We start from the raw sequence: 18,275 nt of genomic DNA, 5'->3' as shown, positions 1-18,275 counted from the left end.
TGGTGGAAACCCTGACGCTGGACGAGCTGGACCGGGCGCTGCTGCACGCCCTGCAGGTGGACGGCCGGGCGCCGTTCCGGCGGATCGCCGAGGTGCTGGGGGTGTCCGACCAGACGGTGGCCCGCCGCTACCAGCGGCTGCGCGCCGCCGGGGCGGTGCGGGTGGTGGGCCGGACCAACGCGGGGCTGCTCGGGCAGGTCGACTGGCTGACCCGGATCCGGTGCGTGCCGGACGCTGCGGCGTCGATCGCCGAGGCGCTGGCCAGGCGGCCGGACACCTCCTGGGTGAGCCTGCTGTCCGGCGGCGAGATCGTCTGCAACGCCCGCGCGGAGGTCCGGCCGGAGCGGGCGGAACTGCTGCTCGGCAAGCTGCCGCGGACCCCGCGGGTGCTGTCGGTGGCGGCGCACTACCTGCTGCGCACCTACGTCGGCGGGCGGGTGGCGTGGAGCGGGCGGACCTCGGCGCTGAGCGCCGGGCAGATCGACCGGCTCCGCGCCGCGGCGCCGTCTCCCGCGCCCGCGTCCGCGCCAGCGTCCGTACCCGGGGCCGCGCCCGCGTCCGGGCCGGCGGGCGGTGCGGTGCCGGCGCCGGACGCGCTGGACCGCGCGCTGCTGGCGGAGCTCGCGGTGGACGGGCGGGCGCCGCTGGCCGCGCTGGCGGCCCGGACCGGGAGCCCGGAGGCGACGGTGCGCCGGCGGCTGGCCGGGCTGATCGCCTGCGGGCTGCTCTTCTTCGACGTGGACGTGGATCCCCGCCCGCTCGGGTACGGGATCGAGGCGTTCTGCTGGCTGACGGTGGCACCGGGGCGGCTGGCGGCGGTCGGCCGGGCGATGGCGGACCACCCCGAGGTGGGCTTCGTGGCGGCGACCACCGGGCCGACCAACCTGGTGGCGGGGCTGGTCTGCCGGGACACCGAGGCGTTCTACGAGTACCTGACGGAGCGGCTGGGCGCACTGGAGGGGGTCGGCACGCTGGAGACGGCGCCGGTGGTCCGGAGCGTCAAGCGGGCCGGAATGATGATTCCTTAATCGAATCCAATTTCATGTCTTACCGATGATCGAAAACCGTACATTCTGCCGAATTGTTTGTCTGCAGATCATAAGACAAATCGAGGATTTCATGATTCTCCTCGAAAATGCCTCGCCATGCACTCCAGCCGCCCTTAGTATCTGAACGAACACTTTCGGTGATCGTTCGAGTGGGGATCGTGAAGGGGGTCGTCATGGGCGAGCAGCTTCGAACCGCGTTGCGCCATGTCGCGTACCCGCTCCTGCTGGTCGGCCTGGTCGTGATATCGACCGCGACCCTGCGTCTGCGCTGGGATCTCGGCCGGGCGAACCAGCTCTTCCTGCTCGGGACGATCGGGTACATGGCGCTGCTCGAACGGCTGATTCCGTACGAACCGGAATGGGCGCCGAACGCGCGCGAGTGGGGCTGGTACGGCGTCTACTTCGTGCTGACGATGATCGGCGGGGCCCTGTCCCAGGTGCCCGTGTCCGCCCTGGTCTTCTGGGCGGCGCCGTCCCACGGGGCACTGCCGTTCTGGGCGGAGGTCCCACTCGCGCTGCTGCTCGGCTCGCTGGCCAACTACCTGGTCCACCGCTGGTGCCACACCAGCCCGAGGCTCTGGCGGCTGCACGGGGTGCACCACGTGCCCGACAAGGTGAACGTCGGCAACAACGGGGTCAACCACCTGCTGGACGTCCTGCTCACCCAGGGCTGCGTCCAGTTCTCCTTGGCGCTGGCGGGCTTCTCGGAACCGGCGGTGTTCGTGGTGGGCCTGTTCGTCGTCGCCCAGGGCTACTTCGTGCACGCCAACGTCGACGTCCGCCTCGGCCGGCTCAACCACGTGCTCGCCGGGCCCGAGCTGCACCGGCTGCACCACAGCACCGACCTGGCGGAGGCCGGCCACTACGGCTCCGACCTCTCGGTGTGGGACCACGCCTTCGGCAGCTTCACCTGGCGGCCGGGGCGCCGTCCGGCCGCGGTGGGGCTGGCCGATCCGGGCGGATTCCCCGCCACCGGCCGGGTGGTCGCCAGCCATATCCAGGCCTGGCGCCGCTCCGCCCGGGCCGCGGGCTCGGCGACCGGCTCGACCTGATCCGCCCGCACCCGCCCCGCTCTCACCCGCCCCGCCCGTACCCGACGACTCCGTACCCGGCACTCCCACGCCGACCGCCCAGCTCCCGACCGACCCCTCCGGCCGGCTCGTCCCTTCGGCCGACCCGGTGTCCGGCCTGCCCGGAACCGGCGCACGGCCGCCGTTCCCCGGCGCGCGCGGCGCTCCCGCACCCCGCCCGCACGCGCGATCGCAGCGACTCAAGGACTCGACTCGCATGACGGATTCCCGCTTCGTCACCTCACCGGAACTCTCCGAACGCCCCGCACCCGCCGGTCCGTCCGCCGCCGGGCGGGAGAAGATCGCGATCATCGGGATCGGCCTCCGCCTGCCCGGCGGGGCCTGCGACCACCGGTCGTTCTGGCAGAACCTGGTCGACGGCAAGGACTGCATCACCCCCACCCCGCGCAGCCGCTACGACGTCGCCACCCTCGGCAGCCGCGACAGGGCCAAGCCCGGCCGGCTGGTCGGCGGCCGCGGCGGCTACATCGACGGCTTCGACGAGTTCGACCCGGCGTTCTTCGGCATCAGCGGCCGCGAGGCCGACCACATGGACCCGCAGCAGCGGAAACTGCTGGAGGTGGCCTGGGAGGCACTGGAGGACGGCGGGCAGAAACCGGCCGAGCTGGCCGGCCGTGAGGTCGGCGTCTACGTCGGCGCGTTCACCCTGGACTACAAGATCGTCCAGTTCTCCGACCTGTCGTTCGAGACGCTCGCCGCGCACACCGCCACCGGCACCATGATGACGATGGTGTCGAACCGCATCTCGCACTGCTTCGACTTCCGCGGCCCGAGCGTCTCGATCGACACCGCCTGCTCCTCCTCGCTGGTCGCCGTCCACCTCGCCGCCCAGAGCCTGCAGCGCGGCGAGACCGACCTGGCGCTGGCCGGCGGCACCCTGCTGCACATCGCCCCGCAGTACACCATCGCCGAGACCAAGGGCGGCTTCCTCTCCCCGCAGGGCCGCTCGCGCACCTTCGACGCCGCCGCCGACGGCTACGTCCGGGCCGAGGGCGTCGCCGTGGTCGCCCTCAAGCGGCTCTCCGACGCCCTGCGCGACGGCGACCCGGTGCACGCCGTCGTCATCGGCAGCGGCGTCAACCAGGACGGCCGCACCAACGGCATCACCGTGCCCAACCCGGACGCCCAGGTCGCCCTGATCGAGCGGGTCTGCGCCGAGGCCGGGATCACCCCGGGCAACCTCCAGTACGTCGAGGCGCACGGCACCTCCACCCCGGTCGGCGACCCGATCGAGGCCAACGCGCTCGCCCGGGCGCTCGCCGTCGGCCGGCGCCCCGGCGACGCCTGCTACGTCGGCTCGGTCAAGACCAACATCGGGCACACCGAGTCCGCCTCCGGCCTGGCCGGACTGATCAAGTCCGCACTCGCCCTCAAGCACCGGACCATCCCGCCGCACATCAACCTGGAACGGCTCAACCCGGCGATCGACCCGGCCACCCTGCCCTACCAGATCCCCACCGAGCCCACCCCCTGGCCGGCCCACGAGGGCCCGGCCCGGGCCGGGGTCAACTCCTTCGGCTTCGGCGGCACCAACGCCCACGTCCTGCTGGAGGCTGCCCCGGAGCCTGCAACGGAGCCCGCGCGGGACTCCTCCGGAGAAGCCCCCGCGGAGGCCGCCGACCTCCCCGCCTGGACGGTGCTGCCGCTCACCGCCCGGGAGGCCGGCGCACTGCCCGAACTGGCCGCCGGTGTCCAGGCCGAGCTGACCGGCGTCCGCGGCGGCAGCCCCGCCCGCCCGGCCGACCTCGGCCACACCCTCGCCCACCGCCGCCAGCACCACGACGCCCGGCTCTCGATCGTCTACGACGCCCGGGAGCACGCCGCCCGCGCCTCCCTGGACGAGGCACTCGGCGCGCACCTGCGCGGCGAGCCGCACCCCCGGGTCCTCGCCGACCACCGCCGCGAGGCCCGGCACCGCCGGCTCGCCTGGGTCTTCACCGGCATGGGCCCGCAGTGGTGGGCGATGGGCCGTCAGCTGTTCGCCACCGAACCCGTCTACCGGGCGGCCGTCGAGCAGTGCGGCGAGCACCTGGCCGAGCTCACCGGCTGGTCGCTGACCGAGGAACTCGCCGCCGACGAGGCGGCCTCCCGGATGGCCGAGACCTGGCTCGCCCAGCCGGCCAACTTCGCCGTCCAGATCGGCCTGGCCGCGCTCTGGCGCAGCCGGGGCGTGCGGCCGGACGCGATCGTCGGCCACTCCACCGGCGAGGTCGCCGCCTTCCACGAGGCCGGCGTCTACGACCTGGCCGACGCGGTCAAGGTGGTGGTCCACCGCAGCCGCCTCCAGCAGCGGCTCGCCGGCACCGGCGGCATGCTGGCCGTCGCGCTCACCGAGGCCGAGGCGCTGCGCCGGATCCGCCCGTACGGGGACGCGGTGTCGGTCGCCGCCGTCAACAGCCCCGGCTCGCTCACCCTCGCGGGCGAGGAGCCGGCGCTGGCCGAGCTCGCCGCCGCGCTCACCGCCGAGCAGGTCTTCGCCCGGCCGCTGACCGTCGAAGTCCCCTACCACAGCGCCCGGATGGAGCTGATCAAGGACGAGCTGCTGGAGTCGCTGGCCGACCTCAAGGCCCGACCGGCGCAGGTCCCGCTCTACCTCACCGGCCGCGAGGGCACCGCGCACGGCACCGAACTCGACGCCGGGTACTGGTGGCACAACGTCCGTGACAGCGTCCGCTTCCGGCAGGCCGTGGAGCGGCTGGCCGACGACGGCTACGGCCTGTTCCTGGAGATCGGCCCGCACCCGGTGCTCGGCCGCTCGATCCAGGAGACCCTGGAGGCCCACCCGGGCACGGCGGACCGGCCCGAGGTGCGGACCCTGCCCTCGATCCGCCGCCAGGAGGACGAGCGGGCCGTCCTCACCGCCTCGCTGGCCGCGCTGCACAACCTCGGTGTGGCGGTCGACTGGTCGGTGCTCCAGCCCGCCGGGCGGATCGTCCCGCTGCCGCGCTACCCGTTCCGGCGCGACCGGCACTGGGTGGAGCCGCCGCCGGTCGAGCAGGTCAGGCGCGGGCAGGTCGACCACCCGCTGCTCGGCCGCCGGCTGCCCGGGGCCGAACCGGCCTGGGAGGCCCGGCTGGACGCCGAGGCGCTGCCCTACCTGGAGGACCACCGGATCCAGGGCGACGTGCTCTTCCCGGCCGCCGGCTATCTGGAGATGGCCGTCCAGGCGGTCCGCGCGCTCACCGGCGGGACGGACGCCGCGCTGGCCGACATCGAACTGCGCAAGGCGCTGTTCCTGCCGGACGAGGAGAGCCGCGCCGTCCGGCTCACCCTCGCCGCCGAGCACGGCTCGTTCACCGTCGCCACCGGCGAGGGCGCCGAGCGCACCGTGCACGCGGTCGGCACCGTCCGCCCCGCCCAGCGCCGCCGGCCCGGCCGGCCGCTGGACGCCGAGGCGGTGCGCGGGCGGGCGGTGCGCCGGCTCGCCGGGCCCGACTGCTACGCCGAACTGGCCGCGCTGGGCTACCACTACGGCCCCGCCTTCCAGGGCATCGAGGAGGTCTGGATCGGCCCCGGCGAGGCGCTGGCCCGGATCCGCCCGACGGCGGCGGTCGCCGGGCAGGGGGAGCGCCACCAGGTGCACCCGGTGGTGATGGACGCCTTCTTCCAGACCCTGCTGACGCCCCAGTTGGTGGACGGCCGCCCCGAGGGCGCGGGCATCCGGCTGCCGGTGGCGATCGCCGAGGTCCGGCTGGACGCGGTCGGCGAGCGCCAGCTCTGGGTGCACGCCACCGTGACCCGGGACACCGGCAGCGAACTCGTCGGCGACCTCGCGGTGCACGACGAGCACGGTGCGCCGCTCGGCGGGATCACCGGCTTCCGGGCCGCCGACGTCGAACAGGCCGCCACCGCCGTCGGCCTCGGCACCATCGACGGCTGGCTCGCCGAACCGGCCTGGGCCGAGCTGCCGGCCGCCGCCGACACCCCCGACCTGCTGGCCGAACACCCCGACCACTGGCTGCTGTTCGCCGACACGGGCGGGGTCGCCGACGCGCTGGCCGAGCGGATCGCCGCCCGCGGCGGCAGCTGCCTGCTGGTCCGCCCCGGTGACGGCTACCGGCCCGCCGAGGGCGGGCGCCCGGCCACCGTCGACCCCGGCTCGCCCGACGACCTCGCCCGGCTGCTGGCCGGGCGCCGGGCCGCGGGCGCCCCCGATCCGGCCGCCGTGGCGCACCTCTGGAACCTCGACCGCCCCGGGCTGGCCGGGGCCGACCACGCCACCGTCGCCGGCCACACCGCCGAGGGCGCCTACAGCCTGGTCGCCCTCGCGGCCCTGCTGGCCGCCGAACTCCCCGACTGCCGGCTCCACGTGGTCACCCGCTCCGCCCAGTCCACCGCTCCGGGCGAGCCGGTCGAGCCGCTCGCTGCGCCCGCCTGGGGCATCACCCGCGTCCTGCGGCACCAGGAACTCCCCTCCCACCCGGGCAAGCTGGTCGACCTCGGGCCGGGCGCCGGTCCCGGAACCGGGGCCGCCGAAGCCGGGGCCGGGGTCGAGGCCGAGGCCCTGCTGCGGGAGTTCGCCCTCGCGGACGAGGACGAGATCGCGCTGCGCGGCGGCCGCCGGCTGACCAGCCGGCTGCGGACGGCCGAGGGGCTGAGCCGGCCGCTCGCGCCCCGGCTGCGGGCGGACGCGGCGTACCTGGTGACCGGGGCGTTCGGAGCGCTCGGGCGGCTGCTCTGCCGCACCCTGGTCAGGCGCGGCGCCCGCCGGCTGATCCTGGTCGGACGCAGCCCGCTGCCGCCGCGCGAGCAGTGGCGCGACCTCGACCCGGCGAGCCCGGCCGGGCAGCGGGCGGCGTTCCTGCGCGAGCTGGAGGCGCTCGGCGCCGAGCCGGTCCCCGCGCCGCTGGACGTCACCGACGAGGCCGGGCTGGCCGCCTGGCTGGCCGAGTACCGGCGGCTGGACCGGCCGCCGATCCGGGGCGTCTTCCACCTCGCCGGGCAGGTCAGGGACACCCTGGTCGGCGAGCTGGACCGGGCGACCTTCGAGGCCGTCTACGGCCCCAAGGTGCTCGGCGCCTTCGCCCTGCACCGCCAGCTGGCCGGTGAACCGCTCGACCACTTCGTGCTGTTCGCCTCGATCGCCTCGCTGCTGACCACCGCCGGACAGACCAACTACGCGGCCGGCAACGCCTTCCTGGACGCCCTGGCCCACCACCGGCGCGCCCTGGGGCTGCCCGCGCTCAGCCTCGACTGGGGCCCGTGGGCCACCGGCATGATCGAGGAGCTCGGCCTCATCGACCACTACCGGCACAGCCGGGGCATGAGCTCGCTCGCCCCGGAGACCGGGATGGCCGTGCTGGAGCGGGTGCTCGGCCAGGACCGCGCCCAGCTGCTGGTCGCCACCGTCGTCGACTGGCCGGTGTTCCTCTCCTGGTACCCGGCGCCGCCCCCGCTGGTCGCCGAACTCGCCGCGGCCGCCCGGGAGTCCGCCCCGGCGGCCGGGCAGACCGGGCTGCTGGACGCCCTGCGGGCGGCCGGCGAGGAGGAGCGGAGGGCCCTGCTCACCGAGCGCTTCACCGCGCTGGCCGCCACCGTGCTGCGGGTGCCGGCCGAACAGATCGACCCCGCCGCCGGCCTCGGCGGCCTCGGCCTGGACTCGCTGCTCGCGATGGAGCTGAGGGCCCGGCTGAGCAGCGAACTCGGCGTCACCCTCCCGGTGGTGGCGCTGCTCGGCAACACCCCGGTGGCCGAGCTGGTCGCCCGGCTGCACGAGTCGCTGGCCGAGCTGCTGGACGAGGACCCGGACGGACCGGGCGCGGCCGAGGCCGAGCGCCACGAGGACGCGTCGGCCTACCCGCTGACCCAGAACCAGAAGGCGCTCTGGTTCCTCAAGCAGCTCAACCCGGACGGCTTCGCCTACAACATCGGCGGCGCCGTCGAGGTCCGGGTCGAGCTGGAGCCCGAGCTGATGTCCGTGGCCTTCCGGACCATGGTCGAGCGCCACCCCAGCCTGCGGGCCAACTTCGTGCTGGACGCCGGCCGGGCCGTGCAGCGGATCTCCGCCGCGGTGGAGCCGGACTTCGGGGTCTTCGACGTCGAGGGCCTGGCCTGGGACGACATCCACGCGATGATCGTCCGCGAGTACCGCAAGCCGTACGACCTGGAGCGGGACCCGCTGGTGCGGTTCCGGCTGTTCCGGCGCGGACCGGCCCGCTGGGTGATCATGAAGGCCGTCCACCACATCATCTCGGACGCGATCTCCACCTTCACCTTCATCGAGGAACTGCTCGCCGTCTACGAGGGGCTGCGCCGCGGCCGGGTGCCCGAGCTGCCCCCGGTGGCCGCCCGCTACCTGGACTTCCTCAACCGGCAGAACGCCTTCCTGGCCAGCCGCGAGGCGCCGAGGATGCTGGAGTACTGGCGCTCGCACCTGCCCGCCGAGGTGCCGATCCTCAGCCTGCCCACCGACAGGCCGCGCCCGGCGGTGCAGACCCACAACGGCGCCTCCGAGTTCTTCGTGCTGGACGAGGAGCTCAGCGCCCGGGTGCACGCGCTGGCCCGCGAGCACAACGTCACCGTCTTCATGGTGCTGCTCAGCGCCTACTACCTGCTGCTGCACGCCTACGCCGGCCAGGACGACATCATCGTCGGCAGCCCGGTGACCGGCCGCACCGACGAGGAGTTCGCCGGCGTCTACGGCTACTTCGTCAACCCGCTGCCGCTGCACGTCTCGCTGGCCGGAGCCCCGACCGTGACCGAGCTGCTGGACCGGGTGCGGACCACCGTGCTCGGCGGGCTCGACCACCAGGAGTACCCGTTCGTGCTGCTGGTGGAGAAGCTCGGGCTGCAGCACGACCCGAGCCGCTCGGCGGTGTTCCAGGCGATGTTCATCCTGCTCCACCACAAGGTGGCCACCGAGAAGTACGGCTACCACCTGGAGTACATCGAACTCCCGGAGGAGGAGGGGCAGTTCGACCTCACCCTGTCCGCCTACGAGGACGAGGCCGAGCACCGCTTCCACTGCGTCTTCAAGTACAACACCGACCTCTTCCTGCCCGCCACGATGGCCCGGATGGCCGGCCACTACGTCAACCTGCTCGACGCGCTGACCACGGCCGGCCCGGAGCGGGCCGCCACCGGGCTGGAGCTGCTCGGCCGCGAGGAGCGCGCCGTGGTGCTCCGGCAGTGGAGCGGCGCCGACCGGCGGGTGCCGTTCGCGGAGCCGGTCCACGAGCTGGTGCTGCGCGCGGCGGCGGCCGACCCGGCGGCGCCCGCGGTGGCGGCCCCGGCCGAGTCCGGGCCGACCGCCCGGCTGTCCTACGGCGAGCTGGCCGAGCGCTCCCGGCGGGCCGCCGCCCGGCTGCGCGCGCTGGGCGCCGGACCGGGCGGCGTGGTGGCGCTCTGCCTGCCCAAGTCGCCGGAGCTGATCGTCGCCCTGCTCGCGGTGCTCCGCACCGGCGCGGCCTACCTGCCGCTGGACCCGGGCCACCCGGTGGACCGGCTGGCGTACATGGTCGGGCACGCGGGCGCCGCCCTGCTGGTCGGCGACGACGCCGAGCGGCTCGGCGCGCTGCCCGCCCGGCTGGTCACCGCCGCCGAACTCGACGCCCGCGACGAGGGGTTCACCGACGACGGGTTCACCGACGCGGCGGTGAGCCCCGACGACCCCGCGTACGTCATCTACACCTCCGGCTCCACCGGCCGCCCCAAGGCGGTGCGGGTCTCCCACGGCAACCTCGCCTCGGCCTACCGGGCCTGGCACGCCGAGTACCGGCTGGACACCGACGTCCGGGTCCACCTCCAGATGGCCAGCCCGTCCTTCGACGTCTTCACCGGCGACGTGGTCCGCGCGCTCTGCTCGGGCGGCGCCCTGGTGCTGATCGGCCGGGAGCTGCTGTTCAACACCGCCCGGCTCCACGAGGTGATGCGCACCGAGCGGGTGGACGCCGCCGAGTTCGTCCCGGCGGTGGTGCGCACCGTGATGGACCACTGCGAACGCACCGGCCGGGACCTCGCCTTCATGCGGCTGCTGGTGGTCGGCTCGGACGTCTGGAAGGTCGAGGAGTACCAGCGGCTGGGCGCCCTGTGCGGGCCCCGCACCCGGCTGGTCAACTCCTACGGCCTGACCGAGACCACCATCGACAGCGCCTACTTCGAGGGCCCGGCCGACGCCCTGGAGCCCAGCCGGATGGTCCCGATCGGGCGGCCGTTCCCCAACAGCGCCTTCTACCTGCTCGACGCGCAGGGCCGCCCGGTGCCGCCGGGGGTCACCGGGGAGCTGTGGATCGGCGGCTCCGGCGTCTCGCTCGGCTACCTCGGCGACGAGGAGCAGACCGCCGGCCGGTTCGCCACCCTGCCGCTCGGCGGCGCCGACGGCACCGGGCCCGTCCGGCTCTACCGCACCGGGGACCTCGCCCGCTGGGACACCGAGGGCGGGGTGCACCTGCTCGGCCGGGCCGACTCGCAGATCAAGGTCCGCGGCCACCGGATCGAGCTGGGCGAGATCGAGACCCAGCTCGCCGACTGGCCGGAGCTGGAGCGCGCGGTGGTCACCGTCCGGCAGGACCGCGACGGCGAGCACGTGCTCTGCGCCTACTGCGTGCCGGCCGCCGGGCACACCTTCGACCACCGCGAGCTGCGCCGCCACCTGGCCGGCTACCTGCCGACCTTCATGATCCCGACGCACTTCGTCGAGCTGCCCGCGCTGCCGCTCACCGCCAACGGCAAGGTGGACACGGCCGCGCTGCCCGAGCCCCGCACGGACGCCGCGGAGGCCGCCGAGCCGCCGGTCACCCTCTACGAGGTCCGGATGGCCGAGCACTGGCGCGCGCTGCTCGGCGTCGAGGAGCCCGGCCTGCAGCACGACTTCTTCGAGTCGGGCGGCTCCTCGATCAAGCTGATCGAGCTGATCCACGGGCTGCAGGCCGAGTTCAACATCAGCATCCCGGTCAGCCAGCTCTTCAAGGTCACCACCCTGCACGGGATGGCGAAGACCGTCGAGCACATTATCACCGGCCGGATCGAGGGAGCCCAGCCCTACCTCTGGTTCAACCAGGAGCAGCAGCAGACGCTGTTCTGCTTCCCGCCGGCCGGCGGCCACGGACTGGTCTACCGGCAGTTCGCGGCGCACCTGCCGGAGTACCGGATGGTCGCCTTCAACTACGTGACCGGGGACGACAAGGTCGAGCGTTACGCGGACCTCGTCGAGGCGCTCCAGCCGGAGGGGCCGTGCGCGCTGCTCGGCTACTCGCTCGGCGGCAACCTCGCCTTCGAGGTGGCCAAGGAGCTGGAGCGGCGCGGCCGGGCGGTGCCCAACGTGGTGATCGTGGACTCGCACCGCATCCCCGAGTCCTTCGACCTCGCGGACGAGCACCTGGCGGCCTTCGAGCGCGAGCTGGCCGAGCACCTCCAGCGGCACACCGGCTCGGCCGCGGTGGCCCAGGAGACCCGCGAACAGGCCCGGGACTACCTCAGCTTCTGCAGCCGCACGCCCAATCTGGGGGTGGTCACCGCCGCGCTCAGCGTGATCTCCGACGACGAGAAGGTGGAGCTGTACGAGCCCGGGCGGCAGGGCGCCTGGCACGGCAGCTCGGCCACCCGGACGGCGGTCTTCAAGGGCTTCGGCACCCACGCCGAGATGCTCGACCGCGAGTTCATCGCCCACAACGCCGGGCTCGCCCGGTCGATCCTCACCGGAGCCGCCCCCCATGCGTCCTGAGACGGTCCGGGGCCGCGCCCCGAGCCTGCCCGCCCCCGCACGAGAGACGGATCCGCCGATGCTCCGCCAGCACCCCCCGCTGACCTACCCCTTTGAGCCGAACGGGCTCGAACTCGACCCCCGGTACGCCGAGTTGCGCGAGCAGCCGCTGGTCAGGATCCGGATGCCGTACGGCGACGGCGCCTGGCTGGTCACCCGGTACGAGGACGTCCGGACGGTGCTCGGCGACCCGCGGTTCAGCCTGGCCGCCGCGATGGGCGAGGACCAGCCGCGGATGCGTCCGGTGGCCCGCACCGGCGCCGGCCTGTTCTCCACCGAGCCGCCCGAGCACACCCGGCTGCGCTCGCTGGTGGCCAAGGAGTTCAGCGCCCGCCGGGTCGAGCGGCTGCGGGTGCGGGCCCGGGAGCTGGCCGACGAACTGCTCGACGGCATCCTCGCCAAGGGGCAGCCGGCCGAGCTGGTGGAGGACTTCGCGATCCCGATGCCGACCACCATCATCTGCGAGGTGCTCGGCATCCCGGCCGAGGACCACCGGATGCTGTGGCGGTGGGCGGAGACGGTGCTCTCCGCCGTCACCCCCGGCGAGGTGCTGGCCGTCGACGGCCAGGCCTTCATCGACTACATGGCCGGGGTGCTGGAGCTGCGCGGCCGCGAGCCCGGCCCGGACCTGCTCACCACGCTGGTCCGGGCCTGCCGGGAGCAGCGGCTGATCAGCGAGGAGGAGCTGCTCTCCATCGCCTGCGACCTCCTGATCGCCGGGTTCGTCTCGACCACCAACCAGATCGGCAACTTCTTTCACCAACTGCTGGTGAACCCGCAGGAGTTGGCGCGGCTTCGGGAGCGGCCCGAGCTGATCCCCAAGGCGGTCGAGGAACTGATGCGCTACGTGCCGCTGCTCACCGGCTTCAGCCTGCCCCGGTACGCCACCGAGGACGTCGAGCTGGGCAGGGTGGTGATCCGGGCCGGCGAGGCGGTGATGATCGCCACCGCCGCCGCCAACCGGGACCCGGAGGTGTTCGACGAGCCCGAGCGGCTGGTGCTGGACCGGCCGGCCAATCCGCACATCGGCTTCGGCCACGGCGTGCACTACTGCATCGGCGCGCACCTCGCCCGGCTGGAGCTCCAGGTGGCGATCGAGCAGGTGCTGGCCCGGCTGCCGGGGCTGCGGCTGGCCGTCCCCGAGCGCGAGCTGCGCTGGAAGGAGGACGCGATGGTGAACGGCCTGCAGGCGCTCCCGGTCGCCTGGTGACGCGCCGTCACCCCGACCGACAGCACGGCAAGGTGCGGCACGGACAGGTACGCCACGGCACGGACAGGCACGGCACGGCACGGACAGGCACGGCTAGGCAAGGACGACGAGGAAGGCCAGGAATGGCACGGCAGACGGACACCGCGCATCGGCGGGAGTCGATGATCATCGTGGGCGGCGGGCTCGGCGGCCTGTCCACCGGGTGCTACGCCCGGATGAACGGCTACCGCACCAGGATCTTCGAGATGCACGAGATCCCCGGCGGCTCCTGCACCGGCTGGGACCGCAGCGACTTCACCTTCGACTGGTGCATCAGCTGGCTGCTCGGCAACGGCCCGGGCAACGAGATGTACCAGATCTGGCTCGAACTGGGCGCGCTCCAGGGCAAGGAGATGCGGCACTTCGACGTGTTCAACATCGTCCGGGGCCGGGACGGCCGGGCGGTCTACTTCTACTCCGACCCGGACAAGCTGGAGGCGCACCTGCTCGGCCTCTCCCCGGCGGACGCCGCCCCGATCCGGGAGTTCTGCGCGGGGATCCGGACCTTCCGCAAGGCGCTCGCGGCCTACCCGTTCCTCAAGCCGGTCGGCCTGATGGGCCGGCTGGAGCGCTGGCGGATGCTGGCCTCCTTCACCCCGTACTTCAACACCATCCGCAAGTCGATCGCGGTGCTGATGACGGACTTCTCGCAGCGTTTCCGCGACCCGCTGCTGCGCGAGGCGTTCAACTTCATCCTCTACGAGAAGCACCCGGCCTTCCCGGTGCTGCCGTTCTACTTCCAGCTCGCCTCGCACGCCAACCAGGCCGCGGGGGTGCCGGAGGGCGGTTCGCTCGCGCTGGCCCGCTCGATCGAGGAGCGCTACCGCAAGCTGGGCGGGGAGATCACCTACAACGCCAAGGTCGAGGAGATCCTGGTCGAGGAGGACCGCGCGGTGGGCGTGCGGCTGAGCGACGGCCGGGAGTACCGCGCCGACATCGTGGTGTCCGCCGCCGACGGCCACACCACGGTGATGAAGCTGCTCAAGGGGCAGTACCTCAACGACACCTACCGCCGGCTCTACACCTCGCTGATCGACGAGCCGGGCCAGCTGTCGCCGGGCTACGTGGCGCTCTTCCTGGGCCTGCGCAAGCCCTTCCCGGCGGGCGACCCGTGCACCACCTACCTGCTGGGCGAACGGGAGACGGCCCAGCTGACCGGGATCCGCTGCGCGTCGATGAACGTCCAGTTCCGCACCCGGCACTACCCGGAGCTGGCGCCGGCGGACTCCACCGTGGTGTTCGCGACGTACTTCTCCGACATCGCCCCCTGGCGGGCGCTGCACGAGGGCCCCGAGCAGTCCTCCCGGGTGCGCCGGGGCGAGGAACTGCACACCCTGCCGGTCAAGCACGGCCGGGAGTACATGGCGGCCAAGCGGCGGGTGCGCAACGGCATCGTCGGCTTCCTGGACGAGCGCTTCCCCGGCTTCAAGGACGCGGTGGCGGTCGCGGACGTGTCCACCCCGCTCACCCAGGTCCGCTACACCGGCGTCTACGACGGCACCTTCCCCGGCTGGAACCCCTTCGTGGAGGGCGCCGAGACGGTGGAGGAGGAGATCAAGCGCAGCGGCCCGGTGCTGCCCGGGCTGTCGAACTTCTACCTCTCCGGGGTCTGGGCGACCATCGGCGGGCTGATCCGGGCGGCCGCCGCCGGTCGGCACGTCATGCAGTTCATCTGCCGGGACGACGGGCTGGAGTTCACCGCCGAGATCGACCGGAGCGCGCCGCCGCCGACGCACCTGGTCATCCCGGTGGGCCGGTCCGCCGAACCGGCCGGGCCGCCGGTGCCGGCCGGCACCGGCGGGGCGGCACCGACCGAGGACAGCGAGAACGTGGAGACGGGAGCCCTGGCATGAGGATCGAGAAATGGGTGGTCCGGGAGCACCTGGACGGTGTGCCCGACGTCAACCGGATCTACGAGAAGGTCGTGGAGGACGTCGAGATCGACCTGCGGCCGGACGAGATGCTGTTCCGCACCAGGTACGTCTCGGTGGACCCGTACCAGAACGGCCTGGCGCTGGAGACGCCGGTCGGTCACCACATGGGCGCCGACTCGATCATGGAGGTGGTCGAGGCCGGACCCGAGGCGGCGTTCGCGGTCGGGGACCTGGTGCAGGGCTTCGGAGGCTGGCGCACCCACGTCGTCCACAACGGGGCCGAGGAGCTGTGGACGACCGGCATCTTCCCGATGGTCTTCCCGGCCTACCGCCGGCTCGACCCGTCCTGGTACGACGAGCGGCTGCCGCTGTCCACCGCCCTCGGCATCATGGGCGCGCCGGGGATGACGGCCTGGGGCACGCTCACCCGCTTCCTGGAGGTCCGCCCCGGCGACACCGTGGTGGTCAGCGGCGCGTCCGGCTCGATCGGCACCCTGGTGGGCCAGTTGGCGAAACGGGCCGGGGCCGGCCGGGTGGTCGGCACCACCGGGTCGGCGGGCAAGGCCGAGTACCTGCGCGAGCTGGGCTTCGACGACGTGGTGCTCTACACCCAGGGCGACGACGCGGAGAAGGCCCGGCAGGCGCTGCTGCTCGCCGCGCCGGACGGCGTCGACCGGTACTTCGACAACCTGGGCGGGTCCGTCACCGACGCGGTGTTCACCATGCTGAACGTGGACAGCCGGGTGGCGGTCTGCTGGCAGTGGGCGACCACGGTGAACGGCGAGCTGACCGGGCCGCGGCTGCTGCCGTACATCATGTTCCCGCGCACCACGATCCGCGGGATCTTCGCCCAGGAGTGGTTCACCGAGCCGCTGTTGGCGCAGATGCACCGGGAGCTGGGCGGGCTGGTCACCAGCGGGGAGATCCGCTACCACCAGACCGTGCACAAGGGCTTCGACGCGATCCCGCAGGCCTACCGGAGCCTCTACCTGGACCGGGAGGCCAACCGGGGCAAGGTGCTGGTCGAGGTGTGAGCCGCTCCGTCGGCGGGAGGGGTCACCCCTCCCGCCGACGGCGGTTCACTCGTCGTCGAGGCCGTCGAAGCCGCCGGCGTCGGAGCCGTCCGGGGTGCCGCTGATCGCGTACCCCTGGCGGCGCGCCTCGTAGCAGGCCACCGTGGCGGCGGCGGAGACGTTCAGCGAGCCGACCCGGCCCAGCTGCGGCACGAAGACCACCTGGTCGCAGAGGCCGAGCGCCTCCGGCGTCACGCCGCGGTCCTCGTGGCCCAGGACGAAGGCGACCGCCGGGGTCAGCTCGGCGGCGAACATCGGCACCGCCTCGTCGGCGAGCTCCAGGCCGACCACCTTGAAGCCGTCGGCCTTCGCGGCCGCGATCGCCTCGGCGACGGTCGGGTGGTGCTCCACCTTCAGGTACTTGTCGGTGCCCATGGCGGCCTTCTGCGCGCCGGAGGAGCGCACCGACGGGGTGTCACCGGTGAGGTAGAGCTTCTCCGCGCCCATCGCGGCTCCGGTCCGGACGACCGAGCCGACGTTGAAGGGCGACTGGAGGTTCTCCAGGATCATCGCGAGCCGGAACTCGTTCCCACGCCGCCAGGAGCGGTGCAGCCGCTTCAGTTCGGTCCCGCGGAGCTGCTTCACGACGTCGTCCCTCGTCCACTCTCGGGGCCCTCGCCCGCCGTCGGGCGGGGCCGCGCTTCCAGAATCCGGAACCCGTTGACCGAGGTCAGCCGGGTGGTCGGCCAGCCCTGCTCGTTCAGCCACTTCTGCAGCGAGTCCGAGCCGAGGTGCTTCTGCACCACCAGGAAGGCGGAGCCGTCCGGGGTCAGCCGGCCGAGCCACTGCTCCAGCAGCCGGCGCAGCGCCGTCTTGCCGATCCGGATCGGCGGGTTGGAGTAGATCGCCGCGAACCGCAGGTCGGCGGGGACCTCCTCGGGCAGCGCGGCCTGCACATTGCCCAGCCCCAGGGACTCGGCGTTGTGCCGGACCAGGTCCAGGGCGCGGCCGTTGACGTCCACCGCCCAGACCGGGAGCCGCTTGCGGCGGGTCGCCCAGGTCAGCGCGATCGGGCCGTAGCCGCAGCCGACGTCCAGGATCGGGCCGCGCACCCGGGGCGCCGGCGCGTGCTCCAGCAGGATCCGGGTGCCCGGGTCCAGCCGGGTGCGGGAGAAGACGCCCGCGTCGGTGGTGAGCTCCAGGGTGAGGTCCGGCAGGGTGACCGTGATCGGCCGGCGCTCGCTGGCGACCTCGGGTGCACCGGTGAAGTAGTGCGAGCCGGACATGGTTTCCCCGTCGTTCGTATGGGCCTCGGGGCCACCGGGAGGTGTGGGTAAGCCCTGCTGGTACGGCTCCGATCGTACCCCGGTGGCCGGGAGGCCCGTTCTGCCCTCGGGCGGGGCTCCGGCGCGGTCAGTGGGTGCCGGGGGTCTTGCGGGTGGCGACGTTGATCCGGTTCCAGGCGTTGATGGCGTAGCAGAGCGAGATCAGCTGGGCCAGCTCCTGCTCCGGGAACAGCTCCGCGGCCCGCCCGTACACCTCGTCACAGACGCCGCCGCCGATGTGGGTGATCTGCTCGGCCAGCGCGAGGGCGGCGCGGTCGCGCTCGCCGTAGACGCCCTCGGGGGCCTCCCGCCAGGCCGGCAGCAGGTAGATCCGCTCGTCGCTCTCGCCGGCCTTGCGGGCGTCCTTGACGTGCATGTCCAGGCAGTAGGCGCAGCCGTTGAGCTGGGAGGAACGGATCTGCACCAGTTCGACGAGGGCCGGGTCGAGGCCCTCGCGGGCGGCGGCGTCCAGCGCGATCATCGCGCGGAAGACCTTGGGGGCGGTGCGGGCGTAGTCGAGGCGGGCGGTGTGCTGCGGGGCGTTCGCGTTCGTCGTCATGGTGATGACCCTAGGCAGCGGGTGAACCCCGTGAGTGGTGCATTCCGGGCCGGTTTCGACGGGTCAATCGGGGTAGGCGGCAACACGCCGACGGGCCGGTGGCGCTTCGCGCCCGGGCGGCGGCCGACGGATACTGCCAGTACCCCACCGGGCAGTCGCCATCGGGTCGGAAAGCCTCCGAGGAACCTTCGAGGAACGAGGACGGACGCCATGCCGCAGAACCACGAGGACTACCTGGACGAGGCCGACGAGGTCGACGAGGCCGTGCTGCCGGACGAGGAGACCGGGGAGGACGAGTACGACGAGCTGGCCGAGCGGCGCGCGCTCGGCGCGGACCCGGCCACCGACGTCGCGGACGTCGCCGAGCAGAGCCGGATCGTCCAGCTCGACGAGGACGAGTACCGGGAGTAGGCGG

The 18,275-nt window shown here is 73.4% G+C and carries 10 protein-coding genes; 7 read left to right on the top strand and 3 right to left on the bottom strand.

The genetic code is table 11. The features are described 5' to 3' along the window. Nucleotides 1-2: 2 nt before the first annotated feature. From ABT093_RS01005 to ABT093_RS00980, 6 genes are all read left to right on the top strand, one after another. On the top strand, nucleotides 3-1,028 hold the full coding sequence (locus ABT093_RS01005) for an Lrp/AsnC family transcriptional regulator (protein ID WP_350558394.1): 1,026 nt from the start codon (nucleotides 3-5) through the stop codon (nucleotides 1,026-1,028). 194 nt (nucleotides 1,029-1,222) lie between these two features. Then, a complete protein-coding gene (locus ABT093_RS01000; protein ID WP_350558391.1) occupies nucleotides 1,223-2,101 on the top strand; it encodes a sterol desaturase family protein in 879 nt (292 codons plus the stop codon). A gap of 235 nt (nucleotides 2,102-2,336) precedes the next feature. Then, complete coding sequence (locus ABT093_RS00995; RefSeq protein ID WP_350558388.1) at nucleotides 2,337-11,801, top strand: non-ribosomal peptide synthetase/type I polyketide synthase; 9,465 nt, start codon at nucleotides 2,337-2,339, stop codon at nucleotides 11,799-11,801. Between the two features lie 58 nt (nucleotides 11,802-11,859). Next, complete coding sequence (locus tag ABT093_RS00990) at nucleotides 11,860-13,050, top strand: cytochrome P450 (RefSeq protein WP_350558385.1); 1,191 nt, start codon at nucleotides 11,860-11,862, stop codon at nucleotides 13,048-13,050. A gap of 122 nt (nucleotides 13,051-13,172) precedes the next feature. Continuing rightward, on the top strand, nucleotides 13,173-14,942 hold the full coding sequence (locus tag ABT093_RS00985) for a phytoene desaturase family protein (RefSeq protein WP_350558382.1): 1,770 nt from the start codon (nucleotides 13,173-13,175) through the stop codon (nucleotides 14,940-14,942). After that, nucleotides 14,939-15,997: an MDR family NADP-dependent oxidoreductase gene (locus tag ABT093_RS00980; RefSeq protein WP_350558379.1), complete on the top strand. Its 1,059-nt coding sequence runs from the start codon at nucleotides 14,939-14,941 to the stop codon at nucleotides 15,995-15,997. The genes ABT093_RS00985 and ABT093_RS00980 overlap by 4 nt, the downstream gene beginning before the upstream one ends. Before the next feature lie 45 nt (nucleotides 15,998-16,042). On the opposite strand, the gene ABT093_RS00975 is transcribed toward ABT093_RS00980, so the two are convergent. The 3 genes from ABT093_RS00975 to ABT093_RS00965 form a co-directional block, all read right to left on the bottom strand. Beyond that, a complete protein-coding gene (locus tag ABT093_RS00975) occupies nucleotides 16,043-16,621 on the bottom strand; it encodes a TrmH family RNA methyltransferase (protein ID WP_350558376.1) in 579 nt (192 codons plus the stop codon). Then, a complete protein-coding gene (locus ABT093_RS00970) occupies nucleotides 16,618-17,262 on the bottom strand; it encodes a class I SAM-dependent methyltransferase (protein WP_350558373.1) in 645 nt (214 codons plus the stop codon). The genes ABT093_RS00975 and ABT093_RS00970 overlap by 4 nt, the downstream gene beginning before the upstream one ends. Nucleotides 17,263-17,389: 127 nt before the next feature. After that, entirely contained in the window at nucleotides 17,390-17,860 is a 471-nt protein-coding gene (locus ABT093_RS00965; RefSeq protein WP_350558370.1) for a carboxymuconolactone decarboxylase family protein, read from the bottom strand. A gap of 210 nt (nucleotides 17,861-18,070) precedes the next feature. Here ABT093_RS00965 and ABT093_RS00960 point away from each other — a divergent pair, with 210 nt between their 5' ends. Further along, complete coding sequence (locus ABT093_RS00960) at nucleotides 18,071-18,271, top strand: hypothetical protein (RefSeq protein WP_350558367.1); 201 nt, start codon at nucleotides 18,071-18,073, stop codon at nucleotides 18,269-18,271. The last annotated feature ends 4 nt before the right edge of the window (nucleotides 18,272-18,275 follow it).

The organism is Kitasatospora sp. NPDC002551 (genome assembly GCF_040296005.1).
In the GTDB taxonomy this organism is placed as follows: Bacteria; Actinomycetota; Actinomycetes; order Streptomycetales; family Streptomycetaceae; genus Kitasatospora.
The sequence above is the reverse complement of the archived record's forward strand: the minus strand, read 5'-3'. Positions and strand labels throughout refer to the sequence as shown.

Coding starts and splice junctions, on each gene's coding strand:
- ABT093_RS01000 (WP_350558391.1), top strand. CDS start 1,223: ATGGGCGAGCAGCTTCGAACCGCGTTGCGCCATGTCGCGTACCCGCTC.
- ABT093_RS00995 (WP_350558388.1), top strand. CDS start 2,337: ATGACGGATTCCCGCTTCGTCACCTCACCGGAACTCTCCGAACGCCCC.
- ABT093_RS00990 (WP_350558385.1), top strand. CDS start 11,860: ATGCTCCGCCAGCACCCCCCGCTGACCTACCCCTTTGAGCCGAACGGG.
- ABT093_RS00985 (WP_350558382.1), top strand. CDS start 13,173: ATGGCACGGCAGACGGACACCGCGCATCGGCGGGAGTCGATGATCATC.
- ABT093_RS00980 (WP_350558379.1), top strand. CDS start 14,939: ATGAGGATCGAGAAATGGGTGGTCCGGGAGCACCTGGACGGTGTGCCC.
- ABT093_RS00970 (WP_350558373.1), bottom strand. CDS start 17,262: ATGTCCGGCTCGCACTACTTCACCGGTGCACCCGAGGTCGCCAGCGAG.
- ABT093_RS00965 (WP_350558370.1), bottom strand. CDS start 17,860: ATGACGACGAACGCGAACGCCCCGCAGCACACCGCCCGCCTCGACTAC.
- ABT093_RS00960 (WP_350558367.1), top strand. CDS start 18,071: ATGCCGCAGAACCACGAGGACTACCTGGACGAGGCCGACGAGGTCGAC.